The sequence below is a fragment of the Ramlibacter aquaticus genome (assembly GCF_015159745.1).
GTDB classification, from domain to species: Bacteria; Pseudomonadota; Gammaproteobacteria; order Burkholderiales; family Burkholderiaceae_C; genus Ramlibacter; species Ramlibacter aquaticus.
Window position 1 is genome coordinate 1 of sequence record NZ_JADDOJ010000055.1, and the last position, 26,469, is coordinate 26,469.

The window sequence follows — 26,469 nt, forward strand, 5'->3', positions numbered from 1 at the left end:
GTGCCGTCCCTCCCCCCAACAGCCCCCGAATGCCCGCGCACTACGACACTGGCCTGATGTGGTTCCGGCGCGACCTGCGCGCCCATGACAACGCCGCCCTGTACCAGGCGCTCAAGAGCTGCCGGCAGGTGCATTGCGTGTTCGTCTTCGACCGCGCCATCCTGGACCCGCTGCCGCGGCGGGACCGCCGGGTGGAGTTCATCCGCGAGAGCCTGGTGGAACTCGACGCGACCCTGCGCGCGCTGTCGCCGCAGGGCCAGGGCGGCCTGATCGTGCTGCACGAGGACGCCGCCACGGCCATTCCGGCGCTGGCCGCCCGCCTGGGCGCGCAGGCCGTGTTCGCCAACCGCGACGACGAAAAGCCGGCCCTGGCGCGCGACGGCGAGGTCGCACGGGCGCTCTCGGCCGACGGCCGCACGCTGCACGGCTTCAAGGACCACGTGGTCTTCGAGCGCGACGAGCTGCTGACCCAGGGCGGCAAGCCCTACACCGTCTTCACGCCCTACAAGAAGAGCTGGCTGGCCAAGGTCGATGCGTTCTACCTGCGGGCCTACCCCGTGGAGACGTACGCGGCCGCCCTCGCCCCGCGGCCCATGCCCGGCGGGGTGCCCTCCCTGGCCGAGCTCGGCTTCGGAACCACCAACCTGTCCCAGCTCGAGCTGCCGGCGGGCACCGCGGGCGGGCGCAAGCTGTTTGCAGACTTCGAGGCCCGGATGGCCCGCTACGACGAGGCGCGCGACTTCCCGGCCGTGCGCGGGCCCAGCTACCTGGGCGTGCACCTGCGCTTCGGCACCCTGTCGATCCGGGAACTGGCGGCCGCCGGCCACGCGCGCGCGCAGCGGGGCGACGCGGGCGCTTCGACCTGGCTGTCGGAGCTGATCTGGCGCGATTTCTACATGCAGGTGCTGGCGAACTTCCCGCATGTGGCCGACGAGACCGGATGGGGAGGCAACTTCAGGCCGGAGTACGACCGCATCGCCTGGGAGCAAGGGCCGCAGGCCGACGCCCTGTTCCAGGCCTGGTGCGAGGGACGCACCGGCTACCCGCTGGTGGACGCCGCCATGGCGCAGCTGCTGGCCACGGGCTACATGCACAACCGGCTGCGCATGGTGGTGGCCAGCTTCCTGTCCAAGGACCTGGGGCTGGACTGGCGCCTGGGCGAACGCTTTTTCGCCCTGCACCTGAACGACTACGAGCTCGCCTCCAACAACGGCGGCTGGCAGTGGGCCTCGTCCTCGGGCTGCGACGCCCAGCCCTACTTCCGCATCTTCAACCCGGTGAGCCAGAGCCTGAAGTTCGACCCGGAGGGCCGCTTCATCCTGCGCTACCTGCCGCAGCTGGCGGGCTTGAAGGGTGACGCCCTGCACGCGCCCTGGACGGCGCGGCCGCTGGACCTCGCAGCCGCCGGCGTCGAACTCGGGAAGGACTACCCGCGCCCCATCGTCATGCACGACGAAGCGCGGGACCGCACGCTGGCGCGTTACGCCGTGGTGAAGAAGCCGGCCGCGGTGCAGTACTGACGCACCAGGCTGAGCAGCTCGTCCTCGGAATAGGGCTTGCCCAGGTAGTGGTCCACGCCCAGTTCACGGGCGTGCTCGCGGTGCTTCTCGGCAATGCGCGAGGTGATCATCACGATGGGCAGGTCCTTCAGGCGGGCGTCGGCGCGGATGTTGCGGGCCAGGTCGAAGCCGTCCATGCGCGGCATCTCGATGTCCGACAGCACCACCGCGGGCGTCTCGTCGGCCAGCCTCTCCAGGGCCTGCAGGCCATCGGCGGCCAGGGCCACGCGGTAGCCTTCGCGCTGCAGCAGGCGCTGCGTGACGCGGCGCACGGTGATGGAATCGTCCACCACGAGAACCAGCGGCACCAGCGCGCCCACGCCCGCGGCCAGGGCCTGGGCCTGCGCGGCGGCGGAGCCCGCGGCAGGCGCTTCGCCGGCCGCGGCCACGGTCTGCAGGCCACGGGCCTGCTCGCCGTACACCGTGGCCAGCGCCACCGGGTTGTAGATCAGCACCACGGCGCCCGAGGCCAGCAGCGACATGCCGGCCAGGCCAGGCAGCCGTGACAGCTGGGCACCCAGGTTCTTCACCACCACTTCCTGGTGGCCCAGCACTTCGTCCACGTGCACCGCCACGCGTTGGGCCGCGCTTCGGAACACCACCACCGGCAGCGTGCGGCCGGGCGGCTCGGTGCTGCGCGGCGACGACTGCAGCAGCGCACCCGCCCAGTAGAAGGCCAGCGTGTCGCCACCGTAGGTGTAGCTGCTGCTGGCGTAGGCGGCCTCGACGTCGTCCGGCGTGACACGGCGCACGATCTCCACCAGGTTGGCGGGCACCCCGACCACCAGGTTGCCGGCGCGCAGCATCACCACCTGGGTCACGGCGGTGGTCAGCGGCAGCACGAGCTTGAAGCTGGTGCCCTGGCCTGCGCTGGTGGCGGTCTCGATGCGGCCGCCCAGTGCGTTGACCTCGGCGCGCACCACGTCCATGCCGATGCCGCGGCCGGACAGCTCGGTCACCTCGCTGGCCGTGGTGAAGCCCGGCTGGAAGATCAGCTGCGCGGCGGCCGCGTCGTCCAGTGCCTCGCCGGGCGCCACCAGGCCGTGCTCCTGGGCACGCGCGCGGATGCGGGCCAGGTCCAGGCCGGCGCCGTCGTCGCGGAACTCCACCGAGACGTCGTTGCCTTCCTGGCGCAGCGTGATGAGGATGGTGCCGCTGGCGTCCTTGCCGGCCTGCACGCGGCGGGCCGGGTCTTCGATGCCGTGCGCCACGCAGTTGCGCAGCAGGTGCTCGAAGGCCGGCGTCATGCGGTCCAGCACGCCCCGGTCCATCTCGATGGTGCCGCCGGCGATGTCCAGCTTGACCTGCTTGCCGGTTTCCTTGGAGGCCAGCCGCACCACGCGGTAGAGCCGCTCGGCGATGCCGTCGAACTCCACCATGCGCGTGCGCAGCAGGTCGCGCTGCAGCTCGCGGGTCTGGCGCGCCTGGGCGACCAGGTCGTCCTCGGTCGCTTCGACGGTGCGCTGGATGTTGCGCTGGATGGTGGCCACGTCGTTGACCGACTCGGCCATCATGCGGGTGAGCTCCTGCACGCGGGTGAAGCGGTCGAACTCCAGCGGGTCGAAGCCGCTGGCCGAATCCTTGGCCTGCGCCAGGCGCGACTGCATCTGCGTCTCGGCCTGCAGCTCGATGTCGCGCAGCTGGCTGCGCAGGCGGTCCAGGTTGCCGGTGAGGTCCGTGAGCGAGCTGCGCAGCTGGCGCAGCTCGGTCTCCAGGCGGCTGCGGGTGATCATCACCTCGCCGGCCTGGTTGACCAGCCGGTCCAGCAGCTCCGCGCGCACGCGCACGGCCTGGCCCCCCAGGCGCTGCGGCGAGGCCAGGCCTGCGCCGGCCGGGGCCACGGCGGGCACCATGGGCGCAAGCGGCACGACCTGGGCCGCGGGCTGCGCGGCCGGCTCGGACGGGGCGGGCTGGGCCGCACCGGCCAGCGGCAGCTCCACCACGGCCTCGCCGGGCGCCGCCCGACGTCGCAGGGCCTCGAAGGTGTTCTCGATGATGTCGAAGCGGTGCAGCAGGGTCTCGATATCCGCCGCGGCCACGCCATCGCTGCCCAGGCGCTCGATGTCCGATTCCATGCGGTGGGCGAGTTCGCCCAGGCGCAGCGCGCCGGCGAGCCGCGCGCTGCCCTTGAGGGTGTGCAGCGTGCGCAGGCTCTCGTCGCGGGCACCGCGGTTCTCCGGCCGGGCCGCCCACTGGCGCAGCGCGCCGCCCAGCTGCGGCAGCAGCTCGACCGCCTCGTCCTCGAAGATCGGGAACAGGTCGGGGTCCACCGCGTCGGCGACGTCGATGTCCTCATGGCCCTCCTGCTCGCCCGTGACGGTGCGCACGGCGGACACGGCCGGCACCTGCGGCACCGTCAATGCGATGGGCTGCGCCACCGCAGGCGGGGCGGGCTCCGGCTCGGGCGTGGCGTCGTGCACGGCAGCGGATTCCTCCGCCTCGGCCAGGGCCGCGGCCGCCTCTTCCGCCCCCAGGCCGAAGCCACTGGGCAGTTCGGCGCGCAGCGGGATGTCCAGGTCGTGCAGGCCCTGCAGTTGCTGCACGACTTCGGGGTTGGCCTCCTTGAGGAAGCCGGCGGCGAACTGGTGCAGCAGGCGCCGGATCTCCTCGGCGGCCTCGTTGAAGGCCAGCGCATGCGCCGGCGCCGTGTACGCCAGGCTCTGGGCCTGGCCCAGCGCGCCTTCCAGCGCCCGCGCGATGGCGGACAGCGAGGCGAAGCCGACAGTGGCGGAACTGCCTGCCAACGAATGCGCGAGCGCCACGGCCGCTTCCGGCACGGGCTTGTCCTGTTCGAGCGACCACTCGGCGATCTCGGTGGCCAGGCGGCGCGACCACTCGTCGGCCTCGTTCAGGTAGACGTTGTAGAGCGGGATGCCGATGCGCAGCGGCCCGATCACCTTGACCTGCTCGTCCACGGTCTCCAGCGGCGGCGGCTCGGCCGACTGCGCGGCGGCCTCGGCCAGGGCCCAGCCGGGGGTGAGGGTGGCTTCGGCCTCGGACGGTGCTTCGGCTTCGGGAGCGGCAACCTCGACGGGCTCGAACCCGGTCTCGGACGCGGCAGGCCCGTGGCTGACGCTGGGCGCCGCCGGTGGCGGAGCCAGGTCCAGGTCGAAGGCGGCGAGGTCCAGGTCCGTCATCTCGACGGCGTCCGGCACCTCGGCCGGAGCTTCCAGGTCCAGGGCGAAGTCGGTGGGTTGCGCTTTCGCGGCCGGCTCGGCGCCGCCAGCGGCAAGGGCCGTGTCGGCCCCCAGGGCCTGCAGGCTGCCGAAATCGATGGACTCGATGTCCAGCGGCAGGGGTGCCGGGGCCTCGGGTTCGGCGGGCGCTTCGGCGGCGCCGGCGACCGGCGTGCTGAGATCGAAGTCGCCGAGGTCGACGTCGGCGGTGCCTCCCGCCGGGGCCTCCGCCCCGGCTTCCACCGGACTCGCGGGCGCGGCGTCGGCTGCAGACGCGGGCGGCAGGTCGAAATCCAGGCCGGCCAGGGCCTGGGCCCAGGCGGGCTCGCCGGCCGGGGCCTCGGGTGCAGGTTCGGCGGCCGCCGGCTCGGCAGGGGCGGTGCCGGGATCGAGCGACAGCGATGCCAGGTCGAATTCAGGGGCCTGCGGAGCTTGCGGTTGCTCGAGCTCGCCGGGCTCGACGGACAGGCGCGCCACCAGGGCGGCATCGAAGGCCTGCGCGCGGGCGTCCGCGCCGGGCTCGCCCGGGTCGGCCAGGGCGGCGTCGGCGCCGACCACGGCGGCCGCGTCATGGGCGCTGCCTTCGGCCGGCAGCGCCAGGGCCACCAGCCGGCCTTCGGTGCGCAGCACGTCGGCCGCGCTGCGGAACATCGAGGCCTTCCAGTCGCCATCGGTGCGCGAGGCCACGGCCTCGACCCAGCGGCCGAAGCCTTCCATGGCCTGGCGGGAGAGTTCCCGCAGGGGCTCGGTGGCGGGCTTCTGGTCGGCCAGCCAGGTGTTGAGCACCTGCTCCAGCGACCAGGCGGCTTCGCCGAATTCGTTCAGCCCGACCATGCGCGAGCTGCCCTTGAGCGTGTGGAACGCGCGCCGCAGCGTGGTCAGGTCGGCCACGTCGCCGGGGTTCTCGGCGAGACCGCGCAGGGCGGCCAGGCCGTTGCCGATCACCTCGCGGGCTTCCTCCAGGAAGATCTGCAGGAGTTCTTCGTCCTCTTCGGCGGCGGACGGCGCGGGCGCGGCGGGCGCAGGCGGCTGGACCGCAGGCGCCGGGGCCGGGGCCAGCACGGGCTGGTGCGCATCGGCCGCGGGCGCGGCGGGCACGGCGGCCACGGCCGCTTGCACCTGGGCTGCAGGCTGCGCCGCGGGCGCGTGCGCAGGCACCGGTGCCTGCGCGGGGGCGGCGGGCGGCTGCGCCGCTTCAGGCGCTGCGACGCTGCGGCCCATCAGCGGCCGCAACTCGCCCATCGCCTCGTCGTACACGAACAGCTTGCGCGCGAGCGCAGGCTGGTAATTCAGCATGTCGATCAGGAAGCCCAGGGCACCCAGGCTGTTGCCCAGCTTCTCGAAGGTGCCGGCGGCGCGCGCGCGCTCCTCGTCCACCTCGGTCTGCAGGATCTGCTCGACGGTCTCGCGCATGCGCTGCACCGCCTGCGAGGCCTGGTCCAGGCCCAGCACGGTGAGCACGCCGCGCATCTGGGCCAGGTGGCCCGGCGCCTCTCGCAGGGGGGTCTTGTCCTGCAGGTCGCGGAAGTACTGGTCGAGCAGCTTCTCCAGCTCACCCAGCGTGCCCCGCAATTCGCCCACCACGCTGCCCATGGTCTGGCGATCGCTCACACGGCGGTACAGCTCCTCCATCCAGGACTCGAGGGGCGCGGGCTGGCCGCCCTGCCGCACCTGGGCCAGGCGCTCGGCCAGGCGGGCGGTGCGTTCGCCCATGGTGGTGTCGGTGGGGTCCAGGTCGGAAAACGAGGCCTCCAGGTAGAGGACCGCGGTGGCCACTTCCATGGCCAGCTCGGCCGAGGGCGCACGGCCGGTGCGCACCACGTTGTCCACCGTGGTGGCCAGGGCCTGGGCCAGCGGAACGCTGCCCGGATGCAGCTTGATCAGGGACTCGCTCACCGCGCCGAACTGGTCGGCCACGTGGCGCAGCTTGGACAGGTCGCCACCGGACAGCGCGGACCAGCCATCCTTCGCGGCGCTGATGCGCTTGCGCGCCTGGGCGAGCAGCGCGGGGTCGTGGCGGCCGAACTGCGGCGTCTGGTAATCGACGGGCTTGAAGCGGTCCAGGTCCCAGGCGGCGCGCACGGCGGCCAGCACTGGCGCGGCGGCCGGGCTGGAGGGCACGGCCTGGGCGCAGTAGAAGAGCAGGTCCTGCGCGAGGCGGTCGGACACCGCGGGGTCGCCCTTGGCGAGGGTCGCGTACTGCTGCAGGATGCGCGAGCCGCCGCGCTTGACGTACAGGTCCAGCGGCAGCATGGACTGCGCCATGGCCTCGAAGTAGGCCGCGGCGATCTTCCAGAAGACGCGCGAGGCGCGCTGCGTCTGGGTGCCCGCCAGGGCCAGGCAGGTGTCCGACAGCTCGCGTGCGGCCTCGGTGTCGCCCGACTTCATGATGCGCAGCACCGCCTGGTCCATGCGCGAACGCACGGCAGGGTCGTAGACCAGCTGCGCCCGGGGCGGCGGGGTCTCGGGGTCCTGCCAGCGCCAGGCCAGCGCCCACAGGTCCGCCGGGTGGATGCGGTCGGCACCGGCCAGCTCCTGGGTGTCGCGGAACTGGGGGAACAGCGCCACCGCCGACACCGGCTTGCCCAGCAGCAGCGCCTCCAGGTATTCGGTCAGCGCGAAGCCCGCGCGTTCGACCTTGGCCGCGGCGGCTTCGCTGCACAGCTCGGGATGGTCCACGAAGCGTTGCACCGCCGCTTCCATGGAGCGCAGGACGTCCGCCGGCGCGGGCAGGCCCACCATCTCCAGGGCACCCACCGCCTGGTGCAGCTGCTGGCGCGCGATGCGCAGCTGGCCGCCGTCGACCGAGGCCATGTCCGTGCCCCGGGCGAGCCCGGTGTCGCGCACGAAGCGGCGCAGCGCCGCCGAGGCGGAATCGAGCGACTTGCGAAGCTCGTCCAGGACCCAGGCCAGCGGGCCCAGGTCCGTGGTGGCCAGGTCGAGGTCCGTGGTCATGCGATCTTGAACCGCGCCACGGACTGACGCAGCTCCTCCGCCATGCGCGAGAGTTCGCGCACCTGCTGGGCGGTGGAGCGGGTGCCCTCGCCGGTCTGCTCGGTCACGGCGAAGATGTGCTGGATGTTGCCGGCCACCACGTTGGCGGAGTCGGCCTCGCGGGCCGCCGTGCGGGAGATGTTCTCGATCAGCTCGGCGAGACGGCGCGACACCTGGTCGATCTCGGCCAGCGCGGTGCCGGCGTTGTCGGACAGCTTGGCCCCCTCCACCACGCCCTGGGTGGAACGCTCCATGGCGGCCACCGCGTCCTGCGTGTCGGTCTGAATGGTCTTCACCAGCGCCGAGATCTGACGCGTCGCGTCGGCGGAGCGCTCGGCCAGCCGCTGCACTTCTTCCGCCACCACCGAGAAGCCTCGGCCGGCCTCGCCGGCGGAGGCCGCCTGGATGGCGGCGTTCAGCGCCAGCACGTTGGTCTGTTCGGTAATGTCGGAAATCAGCTCGGTGATTTCACCGATCTCCTGCGAGGACTCGCCCAGCCGCTTGATGCGCTTGGAGGTTTCCTGGATCTGGTCGCGGATGGCGTTCATGCCGCCGATCGCGTTCTGCACCGCCTGCAGGCCGGACTCCGCGGCCTGCAGCGACTGGCGCGCCACCTTGGCCGACTCCTGGGCCTGGCCGGACACCTGGTTGATCCGGCCGGCCATGTCGAGCACGGACTGGCCGGTTTCGCGGATCTCGCGCAGCTGCTCGGTGGAGGCTGCGAGCAGCTCGGTGGAGGTGCTCTCCACCTGCGCCGTCGTCTGCGCCACGCGGGTCGCCGTGTTCTGCACGTTGCCCACCAGCTGCCGCAGTTCTTCCACCGTGTAGTTCACCGAGTCGGCGATGGCGCCGGTGATGTCCTCGGTCACGGTGGCTTCCTGCGTCAGGTCGCCTTCGGCCACCGTCTGCAGTTCGTTCATGAGGCGAAGAATGGCCGCCTGGTTGGCGTCGTTCACGCGTTTGGCCTCGGCCTCCTGGCGCTCGGCTTCCAGCCGCTGCGCCTCGGCCACCATCTGGCGCTTGCGGCTGTCCTGCAGCTGCACGTAGGCCAGGCCCACCGCGCACAGGATGGCGAAGACCGAGGACAGGAACAGCGCGGCCAGCGCACCGGCGCCCAGGCCGGCCTGGGCCTGCAGCCTGGCCTGCAGGTCTTCCAGGGCGCGGCGCATCGGCTCGCTGTCGGCAATGATGGACACCTGCGCTTCACGCGCGGACACCAGGCCCTGCAGGTTACCCAGGATGGCGCCCGCCTGGCTGCGGGTCTGCTCGTAAGTCTTGAGCAGCGCGTCCAGGCGCTCGCGCGTCTGCGGGTCCTTGCTGCCGTTCAGGCGCAGGTCGGCGCTGCCGTCCATCAGGCCCTGGGCGATTTCCTTGAAGGAGTTCAGGTCCTTGCCGAGCAGGAACACGGCCTCGGGGGACACGCCTTCCATGGTCACGAACTCGTTGGCCGACTTGCCGATGCGCTGGGTCAGCATGACCAGCTGGCCGGCGGCGGACAGTTCGGCCGGCGGCGCGTTCTGCTGCAGCTTCAGCGAGGACACCGTCTCGGCGATCTCCAGCAGGTCGGAGGACTGGCGGTTGATGGTGCGCAGCGCGGTGCCTACCTGGGTCAGGATCTTCTCCTGGCCCATCACGGTCTTGGCGTTCTTCTCGGCGCGCTCCATCAGGGGCGTGACCTTGTCGACCTCGGCCTGCAGGTCACCGACCACGGGCTGCAGGCGCATCTCGTCGTTGCCGGCCTTCAGGCCGCGCACGGTGCGCGCCAGCACGTCGGCGCTTTCCTTCACGTCGGGGAAGGCCTGCGGGCTGCCCACCAGGGCCTGCGACACGCTCTTTGCAAGGCGCTGCGACTGCATCAGCGACTGGCCGGTACCGGCCACCTGCTGGGCGACCTTGTCGGCCTGGTTCACTGCGTAGATCGCGACCGAGGCCAGCACCAGCAGCGAGACCGCCAGCAGCGCGAACAGGATGCGCTGGTGGACCACCGTGCTGCGCCGGCCCAGGACCGGCACGGAGATCAGGTCGGCCTCGCCAGAGTCTTCCACGGGCTCCAGCGCATCGGGCAGCGCGGTGTCGCCCCGGCCCTGCGGCTCGTGGGAGGCGAGCGGGTCGATGGACCCGTCGGGCATCCCCAGGCTGAGGGCGGCCGTGCTTTCGGCGTCGGCGGGTTTCCGGGAGAAGAGTCTCGAAAGTGTGTCGAAGACGGACATGGTGCGGGCCTTGTGGGAACGTGCGTCAGTCGCTGATGCTCAGGAAACGGGGCTGCTGGGCCAGGGCCTGGAGGTTGATCTCCTGCCAGTGCCTGCCGGCGGCGTCCGTGAACCGGGTGCCAAAAAACGGGGGGGCGCCTTCGTCGGCGGGCGACGACGACGCGAAGGCGGCGGCGTTGCGCAGGCCGGCGAGCCGGTCGACGAGCAGGGCGCAGTTGAGTTCGAGCGCGGTGTTCAGCGCGATGAGGCGGCAGTCCGCGCGCGCTGCTTCGCTGCGGGGCCGGGGTGCGGCGTCGTCGACGTAGCCGGCCAGGTCGATCACGCCGAAGAGGCCGCCGCGCAGGTTGGCCACGCCCATGAACCAGGGCCGCGTGTAGGGCACCGGCATGGCACTGGCCAGCGGAAAGATCTCGCCCGACTGGGCGAGCGGGAACAGGAAGTTTCGCCCGCCCGCCTCGACGGCGAGCCAGGAGGCCTGCACGCCTTCGGTCCGGGCGGTCTGGAGCCGGCTGGCGAGCCGGCTCTGGAGTTCACGCAGGGCTTCGCGATGCGCCATCGATCGGGACCGTCAGCAGGACGCGGCGCGTCAGCCCAGGGCCTTGATCTTCGCCATCAGCTCGTCGGCGTCGACGGGCTTGGTGACGTAGTCGCGTGCGCCTTGTCGCATGCCCCAGACCCGGTCGGTCTCCTGGTTCTTGCTGGTGCACATGATGATGGGGATGCCGGTGTACAGCGGGTCGCGGGTGATGGAGCGGGTCAGCTGGAAGCCGTTCTGGCCGGGCATCACCACGTCCATGAGGATCAGGTCGGGGCGGTCTTCGGCGAGGCGCTTGAAGGCGTCCTCGGCGCTCTCCGCGGTGCGCACCGCGAAGCCCTGCTTCTGCAGCAGGTCGGTCATGAACATCAGCTCGGTCTTGGAATCATCCACGACCAGCACCTTCTTGATTGCCATCAGATCGCTCCTTGTTGCTGCGCGGCACCGAACTGCTGGACGGTCTGCAGCAGCTGGTCTTTGGTGAACGGCTTGGTCAGGTAATCCTGGGAACCGACCATGCGCCCGCGCGCCTTGTCGAAAACGCCGTCCTTGGACGACAACATCACGACCGGGACCGATGCGAACTTGGCGTTGCGCTTGATGATCGCGCAGGTCTGGTAGCCATCCAGCCGCGGCATGAGGATGTCGCAGAAGATCAGGTGGGGCTGGTAGTCGTTGACCTTGGCCAGGGCATCGAACCCGTCTTCGGCCAGCATCACGTCGTGACCGCCCTGCTTGAGAAAAATCTCCGCACTGCGGCGGATGGTGTTGCTGTCATCGATGACCAACACCTTCAGACCCGTGGTGCTCAATTGACGCTGCTCCTGTCCTTGTAACTGCTGGGGGGCGGCATCATCGGTTCGGTACTGACTTGCTGCCGCCCGTCAGATCGCCACCATCTCGAAATCCTCCTTGCGCGCGCCGCACTCGGGGCAGGTCCAGTTCATGGGGACTTGCGACCACGGCGTGCCGGGTGCGATGCCATGATCGGGGTCTCCAGCGGCTTCGTCGTAGATCCAGCCGCAGATCAGGCACATCCAGGTTTTCGTTTCAGGTTCAGACACAGCTTAAAGGGCCTTCGAATAGAATGCAACGATTGTATCGAGGGGCCTTGCTGCCATGCGACTTCTTCACGCGGCAGCATGATCCAGCCCTATGACCCAGCCAACATTTCCCGAGACCGAGGGCGACGCAGAAGCTGCTGAAGACAGCGGCCCGGCCTGTGTCATCGCCTTCAACGCGAGCGACCCCAGTGGCGCGGGCGGCCTGGCCGCCGACATCGCCACCATGGCCTCGGTGGGCGCGCATGCGCTGCCCGTCGTGACCGGCGCCTACGCACGCGACACGGCCGAAGTCTTCGACCATTTCGCCTTCGACGAGGACGCGGTGTCGGAGCAGGCGCGCGCCATCCTCGAGGACGTTTCCGCGCTGGTCTTCAAGGTCGGCTTCGTCGGTTCTCCCGAGACCGTGAGCGCCATCGCCGAGATCGCCGCCGACTACCCCGAGGTGCCGCTGATCGCCTACATGCCGGGCCTGGCCTGGTGGGACGAGTCGCTGGCGGACCAGTACCAGGACGCCTTCAAGGAGCTGCTGCTCCCCCAAACGACCGTGTTGGTGGGAAACCACAGCACCCTGCTTCGCTGGCTGCTGCCCGAGTGGGAAGGCGAGCGTCCGCCGGGCGCGCGCGAGATCGCCAAGGCGGCGGCCGAATTCGGCGTGCCCTACACGCTGGTGACCGGCATCCCCCTGCCCGACCAGTTCATCGACAACGTGCTCGCGACGCCGCAGGCGGTGCTGACCAGCGAGCGCTTCGAACGCTTCGAGGCCGCCTTCGCAGGCGCGGGCGACACGCTCTCGGCCGCCCTCGCGGCGCTGGTCGCGAGCGGCGCCGACCTCGCGTCGGCCACCACCGAATCGCTGGCCTACCTGGACCGCTGCCTGGACGCGGGCTTCCGCCCCGGCATGGGCCATGTGGTGCCCGACCGCTTCTTCTGGGCCGAGCCGGAGGAAGACGAAAGCGCCGAGCCGCCGACGGCGGAACAGGCGCAGGCCCTGCAAGTGCTCGACATGCCCGCCCATGACACCAAACACTGACCGCAACCAGCAACTCTTCGAACGCGCGCGCCAGCGCATCCCCGGCGGAGTCAACTCCCCCGTGCGGGCCTTCCGCGCCGTCGGCGGCACGCCGCGCTTCGTGCAGCGCGCCCAGGGCGCCTACTTCTGGGACGCCAACGGCCAGCGCTACATCGACTACATCGGTTCCTGGGGGCCCATGATCCTGGGCCACGGCCACCCGGCCGTGCTGGAAGCGGTGCAGAAGGCCGCGGTCGAAGGCTTCTCCTTCGGCGCGCCCACCGAGCGCGAGATCGAGCTGGCCGAAGCGATCTGTGAACGGGTTCCGTCCGTCGAGATGGTGCGCCTGGTCAGTTCGGGCACCGAGGCCGCCATGAGCGCGCTGCGCCTGGCGCGCGGCTTCACCGGCCGGCCCAAGATCATCAAGTTCGAAGGCTGCTACCACGGCCACGCCGACGCGCTGCTGGTCAAGGCCGGCTCGGGCCTGGCCACCTTCGGCAACCCCACCAGCGCGGGCGTGCCGCCCGAAGTCGTGCAGCACACGCTGGTGCTGGAGTACAACAACGTCGCCCAGCTCGAGGAGGCTTTCGCGCTGCACGGCAAGGACATCGCCTGCCTCATGATCGAGCCGATCGCCGGCAACATGAACTTCGTGCGGGCGCAGGTCGACTTCATGAAGCGCTGCCGCGAGCTGTGCACGCAGCACGGCGCCCTGCTGGTGTTCGACGAGGTGATGACCGGCTTCCGCGTCGCGCTCGGCGGTGCGCAGTCGGTCTACGCGAAGCAGATCCCCGGCTTCGCGCCCGACATGACGGTGATGGGCAAGGTGATCGGCGGCGGCATGCCGCTGGCGGCCTTCGGCGGCGCGCGCGCCGTGATGGAGCAGCTCGCGCCGCTGGGCCCGGTCTACCAGGCCGGCACGCTCTCGGGCAACCCGGTCGCCACGGCCTGCGGCCTGGCCACGCTCAAGGAAATCTCCAAACCCGGCTTCTACGAGACGCTGGGCGCATCGACCCGCTCGCTGGTCGACGGCCTGAAGGCCGCCGCGGCGCGCCAGGGCGTGGGCTTCAGCGCCGACTGCGAAGGCGGCATGTTCGGCTTCTTCCTGCTGCCCGAGCTGCCGCAGAACTACGGCGCGGTGATGAAGAGCGACAGCCCCGCCTTCAACCGCCTGTTCCACGGCCTGCTGGACCGCGGCGTGTACATCGCCCCCGCGCTGTACGAGGCCGGCTTCGTGAGCGCGGCGCACACGGCGCAGGACATCGCCGAGACCGTGGCGGCGGCGGAAGCGGTGTTCGCGGCGCGCTGACGGCCGCGCGGACCTGCGTCGCGTTCCGCCGCGGCGCCCAACAAAAAACCGGGCCGCTGCCCGGTTTTTTCATGGCTGCCAGGCAGGTACCCGCTCAGTGCCGGAAGTGCCGCACGCCGGTGAACACCATGGCCACGCCGCGCTCGTCCGCCGCGGCGATCACCTCGTTGTCACGCATGCTCCCGCCGGGCTGCACCACGCAGCTCGCGCCCGCATCCACCACCACGTCCAGGCCGTCGCGGAAGGGGAAGAAGGCATCGCTGGCGACGACGCTGCCGGCCAGCGACAGGCCGGCATTGGCCGCCTTGATGCTGGCGATGCGCGCGGAGTCCACACGGCTCATCTGGCCGGCGCCCACGCCCAGGGTCATGCCGCCCTTGCAGAAGACGATGGCGTTGGACTTCACGTACTGCGCCACGTTCCAGGCGAACTGCAGGTCGCGCAGCTCCTCGGCGGTGGGCTGCTTCTTGGTCACCACCTTCAGGTCGGCCAGCTGCAGCGCGTGGTTGTCCGCGCTCTGCACCAGCAGGCCCGAGCCCACGCGCTTCAGGTCGAAGGCATTTCGCTGCGGCGCACCGGCCGGCAGCTCGATCTGCAGCACGCGCACGTTGGCCTTGGCCTTGAATACCTCCAGCGCCTCGGGCGTGAAGGCCGGCGCCATCAGCACCTCGACGAACTGCTTGGAGATCGCCTGCGCGGCCGCGCCATCGACCTCGCGGTTCAGCGCGATGATGCCGCCGAAGGCGGAGGTCGGGTCGGTCTGGAACGCCTTGGCGTAGGCCTCGGCCGAGTCCTTGCCCAGGGCGACGCCGCAGGGGTTGGCGTGCTTCACGATCACGCAGGCCGGCACCTCGAAGCTGCGCACGCACTCCCAGGCGGCGTCGGCGTCGGCGATGTTGTTGTACGAGAGCTCCTTGCCCTGCAGCTGCCGGGCCGTCACCAGGGTGCCGGGCAGCGGCTCCAGGTCCCGGTAGAAGGCGGCCTGCTGGTGCGGGTTCTCGCCGTATCGCAGGTCCTGCAGCTTGACGAAGCGGCCGTTGAACTGTGCGGGGAAGTCGCCCCGGCTGCCGTCCTCCTGCAGGCTGGAGAGGTAGTCGCTGATCGCGGCGTCGTAGTTGCTGATGCGGTTGAACGCGGCCACGGCGAGCGCGAACTTGGTCCTGGTGCTCACGCCGCCGGCCTGCAGCTCGGCGATCACGCCGGCGTACTGCGAGGCGTCGGTCAGCACCGCCACGTCCTTCCAGTTCTTGGCCGCCGAGCGCACCATGGCCGGGCCGCCGATGTCGATGTTCTCGATCGCGTCCTCCAGCGTGCAGCCGGGCTTGGCGACCGTGGCCTCGAAGGGGTAGAGGTTGACCACCAGCACGTCGATGGTGGCGATGCCGTGTTCCTGCAGCGCAGCCATGTGCGCGGGCAGGTCGCGCCGGGCGAGCAGGCCGCCGTGCACCTTGGGGTGCAGCGTCTTCACGCGGCCGTCCAGCATCTCGGGGAAGCCGGTCATGTCGGCCACCTCGGTGACGGGCAGGCCGTTGTCGGCGAGCAGCTTGGCGGTGCCGCCGGTGGAGAGCAGGCGCAGGCCCGCACCGTGCAGCGCGCGCGCGAGCTCGACGATGCCGGTCTTGTCGGAGACGGAGATGAGTGCGTTCATGGGGCGGTCAGCTTTTGAGGATTCGGTGTTCGAGCAGTTTCTTGCGCAGGGTGTTGCGGTTCAGGCCCAGCCATTCGGCGGCCTTGGACTGGTTGTTGTCGGCCTTGGCCATCACCACCTCGAGCAGCGGTTTCTCCACCGCCTTGACCAGCATTTCGTACATGCCGTCCGGCTCGGTGCCGCGCAGGTCCTTGAAATACCCCTCCAGGCTCGTGCGCACGCACTCCTCGATGTGCTTCTTGCTCATTGCGTCTCCAGCGCAGTCTTTTCTTCGTCGGCCGCTCGCGGGCTCGTCGCCGGCATGCGGTCCATGGTGTCCCCGAGTTCGTCGAAGAAACCGGCCACCGCCGCGAGTTGCGCGTCGGCGGATTCGATGGTGTTCATGTGGCGGCGGAACGCGTCCGCGCCCGGCAGCCCCAGCACGTACCAGGCGATGTGCTTGCGCGCGCTGCGCACGCCCGTCCACTCGCCGTACAGGCCGTAGTGGTCCTGCAGGTGTTCCAGCAACAGGCGGCGCACCTCGGCCACCAGCGGCGGGGCCAGCGTCTCGCCCGTGTCCAGGAAATGGCCGATCTCGCGGAAGATCCAGGGCCGGCCCTGGGCCGCGCGGCCGATCATCAGCGCATCGGCGCCCGTGGCGGCCAGCACCTCGCGCGCCTTGTGCGGGGAGTCGATGTCGCCGTTGGCCACCACCGGGATGCGCACCGCCTGCTTGACCTGCGCGATGGTGTCGTACTCGGCCCGGCCCTTGTAGCCCTGCTCGCGCGTGCGGCCGTGCACCGTCAGCATCTGCACGCCCACGTCCTCGAAGGCACGGGCCAGCGCCACGGCGTTGCGGTTCGCCTGTGACCAGCCGGTGCGCATCTTCAGCGTCACCGGCACGCCGTGCGGTGCGCAGGCCGCGACCACGGCGCGCGCGATGGACACCGCCAGCGGCTCGTCCTGCATCAGGGCGGAGCCGGCCCACTTGTCGCAGACCTTCTTGGCCGGGCAGCCCATGTTGATGTCGATGATGTGGGCCCCACGCTCGATGTTGTAGACGGCTGCCTCGGCCATCATGGGCGCCTCGGTGCCGGCGATCTGCACCGCTACCGGGCCGGGCTCGCCCTCGTGGTTGGCGCGGCGCGAGGTCTTGAGGCTGTTCCACAGGTCACGCCGCGAGGTCACCATCTCGCTGACCGCGTAGCCCGCGCCCAGGCGCCGGCACAGCTGACGAAAGGGCCGGTCCGTGACCCCGGCCATCGGGGCCGCGAACAGGTTGTTCGCCAGCGTGAAGTGGCCGATGCGCATGGGGGTTCCGGGGGGGGCTTGCTGAAAAATGAGGCACGATTGTATGCCCTGCGGCCGGCCGGGGCGCCAGCCGCGAACCGGCGCACGCCCGCCGCGTCACAGTCGCGGCCCAGCCCGCGCATCCCTATACTGGGCACAGCATGGAATGGCTGGACCCGCTGCTGCGCATCCTCTCGCTGCCCAAGTACGGGCTGACGACGCTGTTCCTGGCCGCCTTCATCTCGGCCACGTTGCTGCCGGTGGGCTCCGAGCCGGCCCTGTACGGCCTGCTGCGCCTCAACCCGGACCTGTTCTGGCCGGCCATCCTCGTGGCGACGCTGGGCAACACCCTGGGCGGCATGGTGGACTGGTGGATGGGCTACGGCGCGCATGAGGTGGTCGACAAGTACCGCCATTCGAAGTCGCACGCCAAGGCGGCCGAGTGGCTGCAGCGCCTGGGGCCCAAGGCCTGCCTGCTGGCCTGGCTGCCCATCGTGGGCGACCCACTGTGCGCCGTGGCCGGCTGGCTGCGGCTGCCCCTGTGGCCCTGCACCTTCTACATGCTCGTCGGCAAGCTGTTGCGCTATATCGTGATGACGACCGTGCTGCTGCACTTCTTCCCCGGGAACGCCTGAACCCGCCCGAACTGTCTCCTTGGTGACTCGGCCGCGCCGCCGACTTTGTCAGATTGCTTGCACGCGGGGCAGTCCAGCCCGCCTGCCGCAGCAGACACACAAGGAGACGGGCATGCCTGAGACCACCGCGAACTTCCCGCGCGAGCACGAGGCCAGGATCATCACGGCGGAGGCCGCGGCGCGGCTGGTGCAGCACGGGCAGCACGTCTTTGTGGGCACCGGCTGCGCCACGCCCAAGACGCTGGTGGCCGCGCTCGAAAACCTCGCGGCCCCGCCCGACGACGTCCAGCTCACCTACTTCCTCACCACCGACGCGCTGCGGCGCGACGAACAGGGCCGGGTGCGCAGCAAGTACAGGCACGAGGTGTTCTTCGTCGGCTCCGAAGCGCGCGAACTGGTGAAGGAGCGCCAGGCCGAGTACGTGCCCATCTCGCTCGCGCAGGTGCCGCGCCTGTTCGCCATCGGTCGCCTGCCGGTCGACGTGGCCTTCATCCAGGTCTCGCTACCCGACGAGTTCGGCTACGTGAGCCTGGGCGTCTCGGTCGACATCGTGGCCTCGGCGGTGGAGAACGCGAAGCTGGTGATCGCCGAGGTCAACCCCGCCATGCCGCGCACCATGGGCAACTCCATGCTGCACGTGGGTCGCATCCACAAGATGGTGGTGGTGGAAGGGCCTGTGACCGAGTACGTGCACCCGCCGGTTTCGGACGAGGTGGTGCACCGCATCGCCCGCTACATCGCCGGCATCATCGACGACGGCTCCACGCTGCAGATCGGGCTGGGCCGCATCCCGAACGAGGCGCTGAAGTACCTGGAGGACCGGCGCGACCTGGGCATCCACTCCGATGTGGTGACGGACGCGATCATTCCGCTGCTGGAGAAGGGCATCCTCACCGGGCGCGAGAAGACGGTGGAGCGCGGCAAGGTGGTGACCAGCTTCGCGCTGGGCACCCAGCGGCTCTACAAGCTGCTGGACCGCAACCCGCTCTTCTCCTTCGAGCCGCTGGAGTCGGTGTGCGACCCGCAGAAGCTGGCGGCGCAGCAGAAGCTGGTCTCGGTGGCGCAGGCCTTCGCGGTCGACCTCACGGGGCAGGTGTGCTCGGACCAGTTCGGCGGCGAGTTCTACGGCGGGCTGGGCGCGCAGGTGGAATTCCTGCAGGGCGCGGCGCGCTCGCCCGGGGGCAAGCCCATCATCTGCCTGCGCTCCACCACGGACGACGGCGAGACCTCGCGCATCCGGCCGCTGCTGCTGGCGGGCGAAGGCGTGTCCGTCGCGCGCACGGACGTGCACTACGTGGTGACCGAGTTCGGCATCGCCTACCTGTTCGGTAAATCCATCGGCGACCGCGCGGTGGCACTGATCGACATCGCGCACCCGAAGTTCAGGCCGCAGCTTCTGGAGGAGGCCAAGCGCCTGGGCTACCTCGCGCCCGACCAGACGCTGCAGAGCATGCGCGACTACCCGGTGGAGGAGGAGCGCATGGTGGGCCTGAAGAACGGCAAGCAGGTGCGGCTGCGTCCGGCCCGCGCATCGGACGCGGAAGGCATACGCGCGCTCTTCCACAGCATGCCGGCGGACGACATCTTCACCCGCTTCTTCCGCCGCCTGCGCAGCCTCTCCAACAAGGAAGTGCAGCGGCTGTGCAACCTGAACTACGAGACCGAGGTGGCCTTCGTCGCTGTGCAGGGCCCGCGCGAGAACGAGCATGTGGTCGGCCAGGCCTGCTACTTCATCAACCCCTCGACCAACCTGGCCGAGACCGCCTTCATGATCGACCCGAGCTGGCAAGGCACGGGGCTGGGCACCTCCTTGCAGGTGCGGCTGACGGAGCATGCGAAGGGGCGCGGGCTGCGCGGGTTCGTCGCGGAGATTTTGCCGGCCAACGCGAAGATGATCGCGCTGGCGAGGAAGGGGTCGGACAAGATCCAGGTGGAGCGGGACGAGGATACGGTGTACGTGACGACCTTGTTTTGAACACTTGGAGCGTCAGCGTTTCTCGCATCTCGGTGGCCCTCACCGCACCGGGTTCTCCAGCACCCCGATCCCGTCGATCTCCACCTTCACCACATCCCCTGCCTTCAGATACTTCGGCGGGTTGAATCCGATCCCCACGCCCACCGGCGTGCCGGTCGCGATGATGTCGCCGGGGTACAGCGTGATGCCGGCCGAGAGGGTTTCGATCAGCGTGGGAATGTCGAAGATCAGGTCCGGCGTCTGCGCGTCCTGGCGCAGTTCGCCGTTGACCCAGCAGCGCACGCGCGTGGCGGCGCCGTCGCATTCGTCGGCGCTCACCAGCCAGGGGCCCATGGGGCAGAAGGTGTCGAAGGACTTGCCCATGTCCCACTGCTGGTGGCGGCTCTGCCAGTCGCGCGCGGTCACGTCGTTGACGATGGTGTAGCCCCACACGTGCTTCATCGCGTCGGCCTTGCGGATGCCCTTGCCGCCGTGGCCGATGACGACCGCCAGCTCGGCCTCGTAGTCGATGGCCGTGGAGACGGCCGCGGGGATGACGATGTCCTGCGCCGGCCCGACCACGCACTCGGGCACCTTGGTGAAGATGATGGGGTGCTGCGGGATCTCGCCGCCCGACTTGGCACTGCTGTCGAAACCGCTGCCCGCGAACTCCTTGGCATGCGCGTGGTAGTTCTTGCCCACGCAGAAGATGTTGCGGCGCGGCTGCGGGATGGGCGCCAGCAGCTCGACCGCACCGATGGCGACCGGCGCGCCCGTGCCCGGCAGGCTGCGGCCTTCGGCCAGCATCTCGACCACGGCCAGGGCACCGCGCGCGTGCTGCTCGTCCGTGAGCGCGAGCGGGAGGATGGATTGCAGGTCGGGCGCGACCAGGCCGGTGCGGACACGGCCGCCATCGCGATAGGCAGCGATTCTCATGGGGGGCTCCTCATGGGGGAAACTCTGAGTCGCCCGCAGGCGCTCGTGAAGCTAGCATGCTAACAAACAAGCTGGAGACGCAGTCATGCTAAGACGAGACTTCATGGCCGCCCTGGGCGCCCTTTCAGGGGGGCTTGCGGTGGCGCCCGCGTTTGCGCAGGGTGGTTACCCGACCAAGGCGATCAGCCTGGTGGTGCCCTTCCCGCCCGGCGGCCTGGCGGACATCGTGGCCCGGCCGGTGGCCGAGGCCATGGGGCGCGACCTCGGCCAGCCGGTGGTGGTGGAAAACCGCGCCGGCGCCGGCGGGGGCATCGGCATCGGCTGGGTGGCGCGCGCGCCCGCGGACGGCTATACCCTGCTGATGGCGCTCTCCTCGTTCACGGTGCTGCCCGAGGCAGACCACATCCTCAGCCGCGCGCCCATGTACGCCATGAACCAGCTGCGCCCCATCGCGCGCTTCACCGCCGACCCGACGGTGCTGGCCGTGCGCGCCGACGCGCCCTGGAAGACGGTGCGTGATTTCATCGAGGACGCGCGCAAGCACCCGGGCACCATCAACTACGGCTCGTCCGGCAACTACGGCACCATGCACGTGCCCATGGAAATCCTCGCGCAGGATGCCGGCGTGAAGCTCACGCACATCCCATTCACCGGCGCGGGCCCGGCCGTGGTGGCGCTGCTGAGCGGCCAGATCCAGGCCGTCTCCACCGGCCCGGCCACCGTGCTTCAGCAGGTCAAGGCCGGCAAGGTGCGCGTGCTGGCGCACTGGGGCACGGGCAAGCTGGAAGTGCTGCCGGACGTGCCTTCGCTCAAGGACGCGGGCTACAACGCCGAGTACGCGCAATGGTCCGGCCTGTTCATCCCGGCCGCGACGCCGGAGGCCGTGGCCCAGCGCCTGCGCATGGCGGCGCGCGCCGCCGCGAACGATGCGCGCGTGCGCGAAGCCATCCTCAGCGCCGGCAGCCCCATCCTCTACCAGGACACGCCCGATTTCGAGAAGTACGTGCAGGCCGACGCGAAGCGCATGGCCGAGGTCGTGAAGAAGATGGGGAAGGTGGAATGATGGCCCGCCGCCGCACCCTGCTGCGCGCCGCCGCCTCGGGGCTGGCCTTGAGCGGCCTGGCGGCCCGCGCCCAGGCCGCGTGGCCGTCGCGCCCGGTGAGGATCGTCGTGCCCTTCGCCGCCGGCGGCCCGGCCGACGTGTACGCGCGCGCCGTGGGCCAGAAGCTGCAGGAGATGCTGGGCCAGCCCTTCGTCATCGAGGACCGGCCGGGCGCCGGCTCGGTCGTGGGCACGGACTACGCCGCCAAGTCGCCGCCCGACGGCTACACGCTGCTGCTGATGTCCAACGCGCACACGGTGAACGAGACGCTGATCCCCAACAAGCCCTTCGTGCTGACCCGCGATTTCAGCGGCGTGGCACCGATCAACTTCTCGGACCTGGTGCTGGTGGCCCACCCCTCGGTGCCCGTCAACAACCTGAAGGACCTGCTGCGCCTCGCCAAGGAGCGCCCCGGCAAGCTGAACTACGCCTCCTCCGGGCCGGGCACGCCGTACCACATGGCCGGTGAGCTGCTCAAGAGCATGGCCGGCATCCACCTGGTCCACATCCCCTACCGGGGTAGCTCGGCGGCCCGCACCGACGTGCTGGGCGGCCAGGTGGACCTGATGTTCGATGCGGTCACCACCATGGCCGAGCACGTGCGGGCCGGCAAGGTGCGCGCGCTGGGCACCACCGGCCTGCAGCGCTCCACCGTGCTGCCCGAGGTGCCGACCCTGGACGAAGCCGGCGTGCCCAAGTACGAGGCCACGATCTGGCTGGGCCTGGAAGCGCCGCATGGCACCCCACGCCCCGTGATCGACAAGCTGAACGAGGCCGTGACCCACGTCACCGCCTTGCCGGAGATCCGCCAGCTCTGGGCCAGGCAGGGCGCCACGCCCTTGTTCATGGGCGCGGCGGCCTTCGACAAGTACATCGAGAATGACATCGCCAAATGGGCGCGGCTGATCCGCAGCGCAGGAATCAAGGTCGATTGATGCAAGAAGCCACACAGAACGAACTCCAGATCCTCAGCGGCGGCGCCGCGCAAGGCCTGGTCGGCCAGATGAAGGACCGCTTCCAGTCGCGCACGGGCCTGGGCCTGGGCGGCAGCTTCGGCGCGGTGGGCGCGATGCGCGACAAGCTGCTGGGCGGCGCGGCCTGCGACGTGCTGATCCTCACGCAGGCGCTGATCGACGAGCTCACCACCCAGGGCTGGGTGCAGCCGGGCTCCGCGCGACCGATGGGCGCCGTGTACACGGGCGTGGCTGTCCGCGCCGGGGAGGCCGCACCCGACGTGGCGACGGCCGCCTCGCTCAAGGCCGCGCTGCAGGCGGCACCGGGCATCTACTTCCCTGACCCGGTCAAGGCCACGGCCGGCATCCACTTTCGCAAGGTGCTGGGGGCGCTGGGCCTGGACGCCTCGCAGGCCAGCTGGCGTACTTTTCCCAACGGCGCGACGGCGATGGGTGAGATGGCGGCCTCGGGCGCGCCGGGCTCGGTCGGCTGCACGCAGGTCACCGAGATCCTGAACACGCCGGGCGTGCAGCTGGTGGGCCTGTTGCCCAAGGAGTTCGAACTGGCCACGGTCTACACCGCGGCGGTGTGCTCCCGGGCCCGCGACGCCGACGCGGCGGCGGCGCTGGTGGCGCTGCTGGCCGGCGAAGAGGCCGCGGCGGCGCGGCAGGCCTGCGGCTTCCGCGTGGCCTGAGCCAGAAGCGTCGAAGGGGCGAGCGCCCGCCACCGCCCGGCCCGCGCCGGGAGCGCTGAGCCAGGCAACCCGGCGACGAGGCGACTCAGCTGGCCGGCTGCTCCGGCTGGCGGCAGACCTGCCGGTCGGCGCTGCGGTCTTCGCCCTCCAGGCGCAGGAAGCCCGGCTCGATGCACAGGTGTGGCTGGCCGGGGAGCAGGGGACGGAGCGCGGGCGCGCCGTTGCCCAGGCTGGCCGTGCCGGCGCTGCCCACCGTGTCGTCCGTCTCGGAAATGCCGGTGACGCGCTCCAGTGTGGGGGCGTCCACGGGGAGGTCGGATGCGATGGACTTCGTGATGACCAGGCTGCCGGGCAGGAAGCGGATCGTGTAGTTGCCGGCCTCCAGGCCGCCAGGAACGATGAGGTAGGTGCCGGGTTGCGTGGCGCCCTGCGAGTCGCCGCTGAAGCCCAGGGACCCGCGCAGCTGGCCCGGACCCTCGCCGGGCACGAAGCCGCTGAAGCGCACGCCGTTGCCGCCGGTGAAGGGCCCGTCGCCGGAACGCCGGGTGGCGTCGTTCGCCGTCACCGACAGCGGTGCCGGGGTGACGGTGAGCTGGCCGTTGGCGAACTGCAGGCTGTAGTTGGTGGCGCTGAGCCCGCCGGGGGTGATGCTGTAGCGTCCCACGTCCGTGCCACCGCCGCTGAACGCCAGCGAGCCCTCCAGCTGCGTCACGCCATCGCCGCCCACGAAGCCGGCGTAGCTCGCGCCGGCACGGCCGTCGTAGGGCTTGCCGTCGTAGGTCTTGGAGGCATCGTTGGCCGTGACCTGCAGGGGTGCGGGGGTGATCGTGATCTGCCCGTCGACGAAACGCAGCGCATAGTTCGCGCTGCTCAGGCCGCCGGGCGTGAGCGTGTAGCTGCCGACGTTGCGGCCACCACCGCTCACGCTGAGCGTGCCACCCAGCTGTGCGGCGCCCTCACCGCCCACGAAGCCGCTGAAGCGGGCCCCCTTGTCGCTGCCCTGGACGGCGCCGTTGTACACCTTGCTGTCGCTTTCGGCCGTGACCGTGAGCGGGGCGGGCGTGATGACCAGGCTGCCACTGGCGAAGCGGATGACGTAGTTGGTGGCGCCCACGCCCCCCGGGATGACGACATAGCGTCCCACGTCCTTGCCCGAGCCGCTGAGCGTCAGGTTGCCGCGCAGTTGCGCCTCGCCATCGTTGCCGACGAAGCCACGGAAGCTGACGCCCTGGCTGCTGGACTGGACGCCGCCGTTGTAGGTCTTGCTGTCGTCGTTGGCCTTGACCACCAACGGTGCCGGGTCGATGGTGACCAGGCCGTCGGCATAGCGGATGCTGTAGTTGGAGGACGTCAGGCCCCCGGGCGTGAAGGCGTAGCTGCCCACGTCCTTGCCGCCGCCGCTCATGACCAGGGCCCCGCCCAGCGCAGCCGGGCCGTCGGCCCCCACGAAGCCGCTGAAGCTCGCGCCCTTGTCGCCCGTCTGCACGGCGCCGTTGTAGGTCTTGCGGTCGTCGTTGGCCGTCACGAGCAGCGGCGCGGGCGTGATGGTGATCTGGCCGTCGGCAAAGCGGATGCTGTAGTTGGAGGACGTCAGCCCCCCGGGCGTGACGGCGTGACTGCCCACGTCCTTGCCGCCGCCGCTCATGACCAGGATGCCGCCCAGGTCGGCCGCGCCTTCGGCACCCACGAAGCCGCTGAAGCTCGCGCCCTTGTCACCCGTCTGCACGACGCCGTTGTAAGTCTTGCTGTCGTTGTTGGCCGTGACGGTGAGAGGCGCGGGGTTGATGGTCAGCGTCCCGTTCGAGAACTGCAGGTCGTAGTTCCTGGCCGTCAGGCCGCCGGGCGTGAGGACGTAGCTGCCGGCGTCCTTGCCGCTGCCGCTCACGCTCAGGGTACCCGCGAGCTGGCTGGCGTCATCGCCACCTACGAAGCCGCTGTAACTCGCCCCTTTGTCGCTGCTCTGAATGCTGGCGTTGTAGGTCTTGCTCTCGTCGTTGGCCGTGACCTTGAGGGGGGCCGGCGTGATGGTGAGCGTGCCGTTTGCGAACTGCAGGTCGTAGTTCCTGGCACTGAGGCCACCGGGCGTGAGCGGGTAGGTCCCGGCGTCCTTGCCCGTGCCGCTGACGCTCAGCGTGCCCGCGAGCTGGCTGGCGTCGTCGCCCCCCACGAAGCCGCTGTAGCTCGCGCCCTTGTCGCTGCCCTGCAGGCTGGCGTTGTAGGTCTTGCTGTCGTCGTTGGCGGTCACCCGCAGCGGCGCAGGCGTGATGGTGATCTGGCCGTCGCCGTAGCTGATGCTGTAGTTGGAGGACTTCAGCCCCCCGGGCGTGATGAGGTAGGTGCCCACGTCCTTGCCACCACCGCCCATGAGCAGGGTGCCTCCCAGGTCGGCCGCGCCATCGCCACCCACGAAGCCGCTGTAGCGGGCACCCTTGTCGCCCGTCTGCACCGCACCGTTGTAGGTCTTGCTGTCGTCGTTGGCGGTGACCGTGAGCGGCACGGGCGTGATCGTGAGCTTGCCGCCCTGGAACTGCAGGTTGTAGTTCGAGGAACTGACCCCACCGGGCGTGAGGGCGTAGGTGCCTGCGTCCTTGCCGCCGCCGCTGACCCCCAGTGAACCCGTCAGCTGGGCGGGCCCCTCCCCGTTCACGAAGCCGCTGAAGCTTGCCCCCTTGTCGCTGCCCTGCACGCCGGCGTTGTAGGGCTTGCTGTCGTCGTTGGCGGTGACGGTCAGCGGCGCCGGGGCGATGGTCATGTGGCCACCCTGGGTGTCCACGGAGCGGAACAGGTAGCCCCGCTGCGAGGAGTAAGCGCCCGCCGCGATCCAGTCGTAGCTGCCGGCGTTCACCGCCGGGTTGCCGTCTGAGGTCGTCAGGCGGGTGCCGGAGACCAGGTTCGGGTTGCCGGGCGTGCCGTCGGCCAGGGTGACGACCACGCGCGCCGGCCCCCCCAGGGTCTGGGCCAGCCCCGAGTAGGTGGCGTTCGCATCAGGCGCGATGACCGTGACTGTCGCCGGGGTCATGAGGTGGCCCAGCAGGGGGTCGGTGCGGCCCTCGTAGATGAACCAGGGCCCGGTGGGGCTGAAGTCCCACTGCGGAAAGTTGGCGGACTGCTTCATCGCCGCGGCATCCAGGCCGTCTATGCCCGAGGCGTCGCCGCTGCTCACCGCGATGGGGGTGCCGCTGCGGGTGAGGTTGTAATGGCTGAGGACCACGCTGCCGCTGTTGTCGGCCACGAAACCCGGCGCGCTGACGGCGCCCGCCGCGTCACGGGGCAGGCTGCTGTCGGTGTAGGCGCGGGCGATGCTGCCCCGGTTTTCGCCGGCGAAGCCTGCGACCACGGTGCTGCCGTCGCCCACGCTCAGGTTGCCGTTGAAGTAGGCATCGGCCACCGAACCGGCGACGGCACCGGCAAAGCCGCCCAC

19 protein-coding genes are annotated in these 26,469 nt (G+C 70.5%); 8 read left to right on the top strand and 11 right to left on the bottom strand.

The features are described from left to right. The first annotated feature begins 29 nt into the window (after positions 1 to 29). Positions 30 to 1,520 (top strand): cryptochrome/photolyase family protein, encoded by a 1,491-nt coding sequence (locus IM725_RS13360; RefSeq protein WP_193781099.1) that lies wholly within the window; start codon positions 30 to 32, stop codon positions 1,518 to 1,520. On the opposite strand, the gene IM725_RS13365 is transcribed toward IM725_RS13360, so the two are convergent. The 6 genes from IM725_RS13365 to IM725_RS13390 all read right to left on the bottom strand — a co-directional run bounded on the left by IM725_RS13365 (position 1,481) and on the right by IM725_RS13390 (position 11,511). Further along, positions 1,481 to 7,690: a hybrid sensor histidine kinase/response regulator gene (locus IM725_RS13365; RefSeq protein ID WP_193781100.1), complete on the bottom strand. Its 6,210-nt coding sequence runs from the start codon at positions 7,688 to 7,690 to the stop codon at positions 1,481 to 1,483. The genes IM725_RS13360 and IM725_RS13365 overlap by 40 nt on opposite strands. Continuing rightward, positions 7,687 to 9,939 (bottom strand): methyl-accepting chemotaxis protein, encoded by a 2,253-nt coding sequence (locus tag IM725_RS13370; RefSeq protein ID WP_193781101.1) that lies wholly within the window; start codon positions 9,937 to 9,939, stop codon positions 7,687 to 7,689. The genes IM725_RS13365 and IM725_RS13370 overlap by 4 nt, the downstream gene beginning before the upstream one ends. Before the next feature lie 25 nt (positions 9,940 to 9,964). After that, positions 9,965 to 10,495: a chemotaxis protein CheW gene (locus IM725_RS13375; RefSeq protein ID WP_193781102.1), complete on the bottom strand. Its 531-nt coding sequence runs from the start codon at positions 10,493 to 10,495 to the stop codon at positions 9,965 to 9,967. Between the two features lie 30 nt (positions 10,496 to 10,525). Further along, positions 10,526 to 10,891 carry a response regulator transcription factor gene (locus IM725_RS13380; RefSeq protein ID WP_193781103.1) on the bottom strand — a complete coding sequence of 122 codons (366 nt, stop codon included), beginning with the start codon at positions 10,889 to 10,891 and terminating at the stop codon, positions 10,526 to 10,528. After that, the gene (locus IM725_RS13385) at positions 10,891 to 11,286 is read right to left on the bottom strand and encodes a response regulator (RefSeq protein WP_193781104.1); all 396 of its coding nucleotides are present in this window, start codon (positions 11,284 to 11,286) and stop codon (positions 10,891 to 10,893) included. Before IM725_RS13385 ends, IM725_RS13380 begins: the two co-directional genes overlap by 1 nt. A gap of 72 nt (positions 11,287 to 11,358) precedes the next feature. Beyond that, positions 11,359 to 11,511: a rubredoxin gene (locus IM725_RS13390; protein WP_193781116.1), complete on the bottom strand. Its 153-nt coding sequence runs from the start codon at positions 11,509 to 11,511 to the stop codon at positions 11,359 to 11,361. 118 nt (positions 11,512 to 11,629) lie between these two features. Between IM725_RS13390 and thiD the strand changes: the two genes are divergently transcribed. Together thiD and hemL are read left to right on the top strand one after the other, a co-directional pair. Continuing rightward, the gene (gene thiD, locus IM725_RS13395) at positions 11,630 to 12,568 is read left to right on the top strand and encodes a bifunctional hydroxymethylpyrimidine kinase/phosphomethylpyrimidine kinase (protein ID WP_193781105.1); all 939 of its coding nucleotides are present in this window, start codon (positions 11,630 to 11,632) and stop codon (positions 12,566 to 12,568) included. Then, positions 12,552 to 13,856 (top strand): glutamate-1-semialdehyde 2,1-aminomutase, encoded by a 1,305-nt coding sequence (gene hemL, locus IM725_RS13400; protein WP_193781106.1) that lies wholly within the window; start codon positions 12,552 to 12,554, stop codon positions 13,854 to 13,856. Before thiD ends, hemL begins: the two co-directional genes overlap by 17 nt. Positions 13,857 to 13,950: 94 nt before the next feature. On the opposite strand, the gene purH is transcribed toward hemL, so the two are convergent. Genes purH through dusB form a run of 3 tightly spaced genes read right to left on the bottom strand, consistent with a single transcriptional unit; the run spans position 13,951 to position 16,794 of the window. After that, complete coding sequence (purH, locus tag IM725_RS13405) at positions 13,951 to 15,504, bottom strand: bifunctional phosphoribosylaminoimidazolecarboxamide formyltransferase/IMP cyclohydrolase (RefSeq protein ID WP_193781107.1); 1,554 nt, start codon at positions 15,502 to 15,504, stop codon at positions 13,951 to 13,953. Positions 15,505 to 15,511: 7 nt separating this feature from the next. After that, positions 15,512 to 15,751, bottom strand: a complete 240-nt coding sequence (locus tag IM725_RS13410; protein ID WP_193781108.1) for a Fis family transcriptional regulator — start codon at positions 15,749 to 15,751, stop codon at positions 15,512 to 15,514. Further along, the gene (dusB, locus tag IM725_RS13415; protein ID WP_193781109.1) at positions 15,748 to 16,794 is read right to left on the bottom strand and encodes a tRNA dihydrouridine synthase DusB; all 1,047 of its coding nucleotides are present in this window, start codon (positions 16,792 to 16,794) and stop codon (positions 15,748 to 15,750) included. The genes IM725_RS13410 and dusB overlap by 4 nt, the downstream gene beginning before the upstream one ends. A 140-nt stretch (positions 16,795 to 16,934) precedes the next feature. Here dusB and IM725_RS13420 point away from each other — a divergent pair, with 140 nt between their 5' ends. Then, positions 16,935 to 17,408, top strand: a complete 474-nt coding sequence (locus IM725_RS13420) for a YqaA family protein (protein WP_193781110.1) — start codon at positions 16,935 to 16,937, stop codon at positions 17,406 to 17,408. Positions 17,409 to 17,520: 112 nt separating this feature from the next. Beyond that, the gene (locus IM725_RS13425; protein WP_193781111.1) at positions 17,521 to 19,383 is read left to right on the top strand and encodes a bifunctional acetyl-CoA hydrolase/transferase family protein/GNAT family N-acetyltransferase; all 1,863 of its coding nucleotides are present in this window, start codon (positions 17,521 to 17,523) and stop codon (positions 19,381 to 19,383) included. Positions 19,384 to 19,422: 39 nt separating this feature from the next. On the opposite strand, the gene IM725_RS13430 is transcribed toward IM725_RS13425, so the two are convergent. Further along, positions 19,423 to 20,298, bottom strand: coding sequence for a fumarylacetoacetate hydrolase family protein (locus IM725_RS13430; protein WP_193781112.1), 876 nt, complete (start codon positions 20,296 to 20,298; stop codon positions 19,423 to 19,425). Positions 20,299 to 20,383: 85 nt separating this feature from the next. Here IM725_RS13430 and IM725_RS13435 point away from each other — a divergent pair, with 85 nt between their 5' ends. The 3 genes from IM725_RS13435 to IM725_RS13445 are packed head-to-tail and all read left to right on the top strand — an operon-like array spanning position 20,384 to position 23,048. After that, a complete protein-coding gene (locus tag IM725_RS13435) occupies positions 20,384 to 21,361 on the top strand; it encodes a Bug family tripartite tricarboxylate transporter substrate binding protein (RefSeq protein WP_193781113.1) in 978 nt (325 codons plus the stop codon). Next, entirely contained in the window at positions 21,361 to 22,335 is a 975-nt protein-coding gene (locus tag IM725_RS13440; protein ID WP_193781114.1) for a Bug family tripartite tricarboxylate transporter substrate binding protein, read from the top strand. The genes IM725_RS13435 and IM725_RS13440 overlap by 1 nt, the downstream gene beginning before the upstream one ends. Beyond that, complete coding sequence (locus IM725_RS13445; RefSeq protein ID WP_193781115.1) at positions 22,335 to 23,048, top strand: molybdate ABC transporter substrate-binding protein; 714 nt, start codon at positions 22,335 to 22,337, stop codon at positions 23,046 to 23,048. The genes IM725_RS13440 and IM725_RS13445 overlap by 1 nt, the downstream gene beginning before the upstream one ends. An 85-nt stretch (positions 23,049 to 23,133) precedes the next feature. Here IM725_RS13445 and IM725_RS13450 read toward each other — a convergent pair. Then, on the bottom strand, positions 23,134 to 26,469 hold a 3,336-nt coding region (locus IM725_RS13450; RefSeq protein WP_227753799.1), incomplete at its 5' end, for an MBG domain-containing protein.

Coding starts and splice junctions, on each gene's coding strand:
- IM725_RS13360 (WP_193781099.1), top strand. CDS start 30: ATGCCCGCGCACTACGACACTGGCCTGATGTGGTTCCGGCGCGACCTG.
- IM725_RS13365 (WP_193781100.1), bottom strand. CDS start 7,690: ATGACCACGGACCTCGACCTGGCCACCACGGACCTGGGCCCGCTGGCC.
- IM725_RS13370 (WP_193781101.1), bottom strand. CDS start 9,939: ATGTCCGTCTTCGACACACTTTCGAGACTCTTCTCCCGGAAACCCGCC.
- IM725_RS13375 (WP_193781102.1), bottom strand. CDS start 10,495: ATGGCGCATCGCGAAGCCCTGCGTGAACTCCAGAGCCGGCTCGCCAGC.
- IM725_RS13380 (WP_193781103.1), bottom strand. CDS start 10,891: ATGGCAATCAAGAAGGTGCTGGTCGTGGATGATTCCAAGACCGAGCTG.
- IM725_RS13390 (WP_193781116.1), bottom strand. CDS start 11,511: ATGTGCCTGATCTGCGGCTGGATCTACGACGAAGCCGCTGGAGACCCC.
- thiD (WP_193781105.1), top strand. CDS start 11,630: ATGACCCAGCCAACATTTCCCGAGACCGAGGGCGACGCAGAAGCTGCT.
- hemL (WP_193781106.1), top strand. CDS start 12,552: ATGACACCAAACACTGACCGCAACCAGCAACTCTTCGAACGCGCGCGC.
- purH (WP_193781107.1), bottom strand. CDS start 15,504: ATGAACGCACTCATCTCCGTCTCCGACAAGACCGGCATCGTCGAGCTC.
- IM725_RS13410 (WP_193781108.1), bottom strand. CDS start 15,751: ATGAGCAAGAAGCACATCGAGGAGTGCGTGCGCACGAGCCTGGAGGGG.
- dusB (WP_193781109.1), bottom strand. CDS start 16,794: ATGCGCATCGGCCACTTCACGCTGGCGAACAACCTGTTCGCGGCCCCG.
- IM725_RS13420 (WP_193781110.1), top strand. CDS start 16,935: ATGGAATGGCTGGACCCGCTGCTGCGCATCCTCTCGCTGCCCAAGTAC.
- IM725_RS13425 (WP_193781111.1), top strand. CDS start 17,521: ATGCCTGAGACCACCGCGAACTTCCCGCGCGAGCACGAGGCCAGGATC.
- IM725_RS13430 (WP_193781112.1), bottom strand. CDS start 20,298: ATGAGAATCGCTGCCTATCGCGATGGCGGCCGTGTCCGCACCGGCCTG.
- IM725_RS13435 (WP_193781113.1), top strand. CDS start 20,384: ATGCTAAGACGAGACTTCATGGCCGCCCTGGGCGCCCTTTCAGGGGGG.
- IM725_RS13440 (WP_193781114.1), top strand. CDS start 21,361: ATGGCCCGCCGCCGCACCCTGCTGCGCGCCGCCGCCTCGGGGCTGGCC.
- IM725_RS13445 (WP_193781115.1), top strand. CDS start 22,335: ATGCAAGAAGCCACACAGAACGAACTCCAGATCCTCAGCGGCGGCGCC.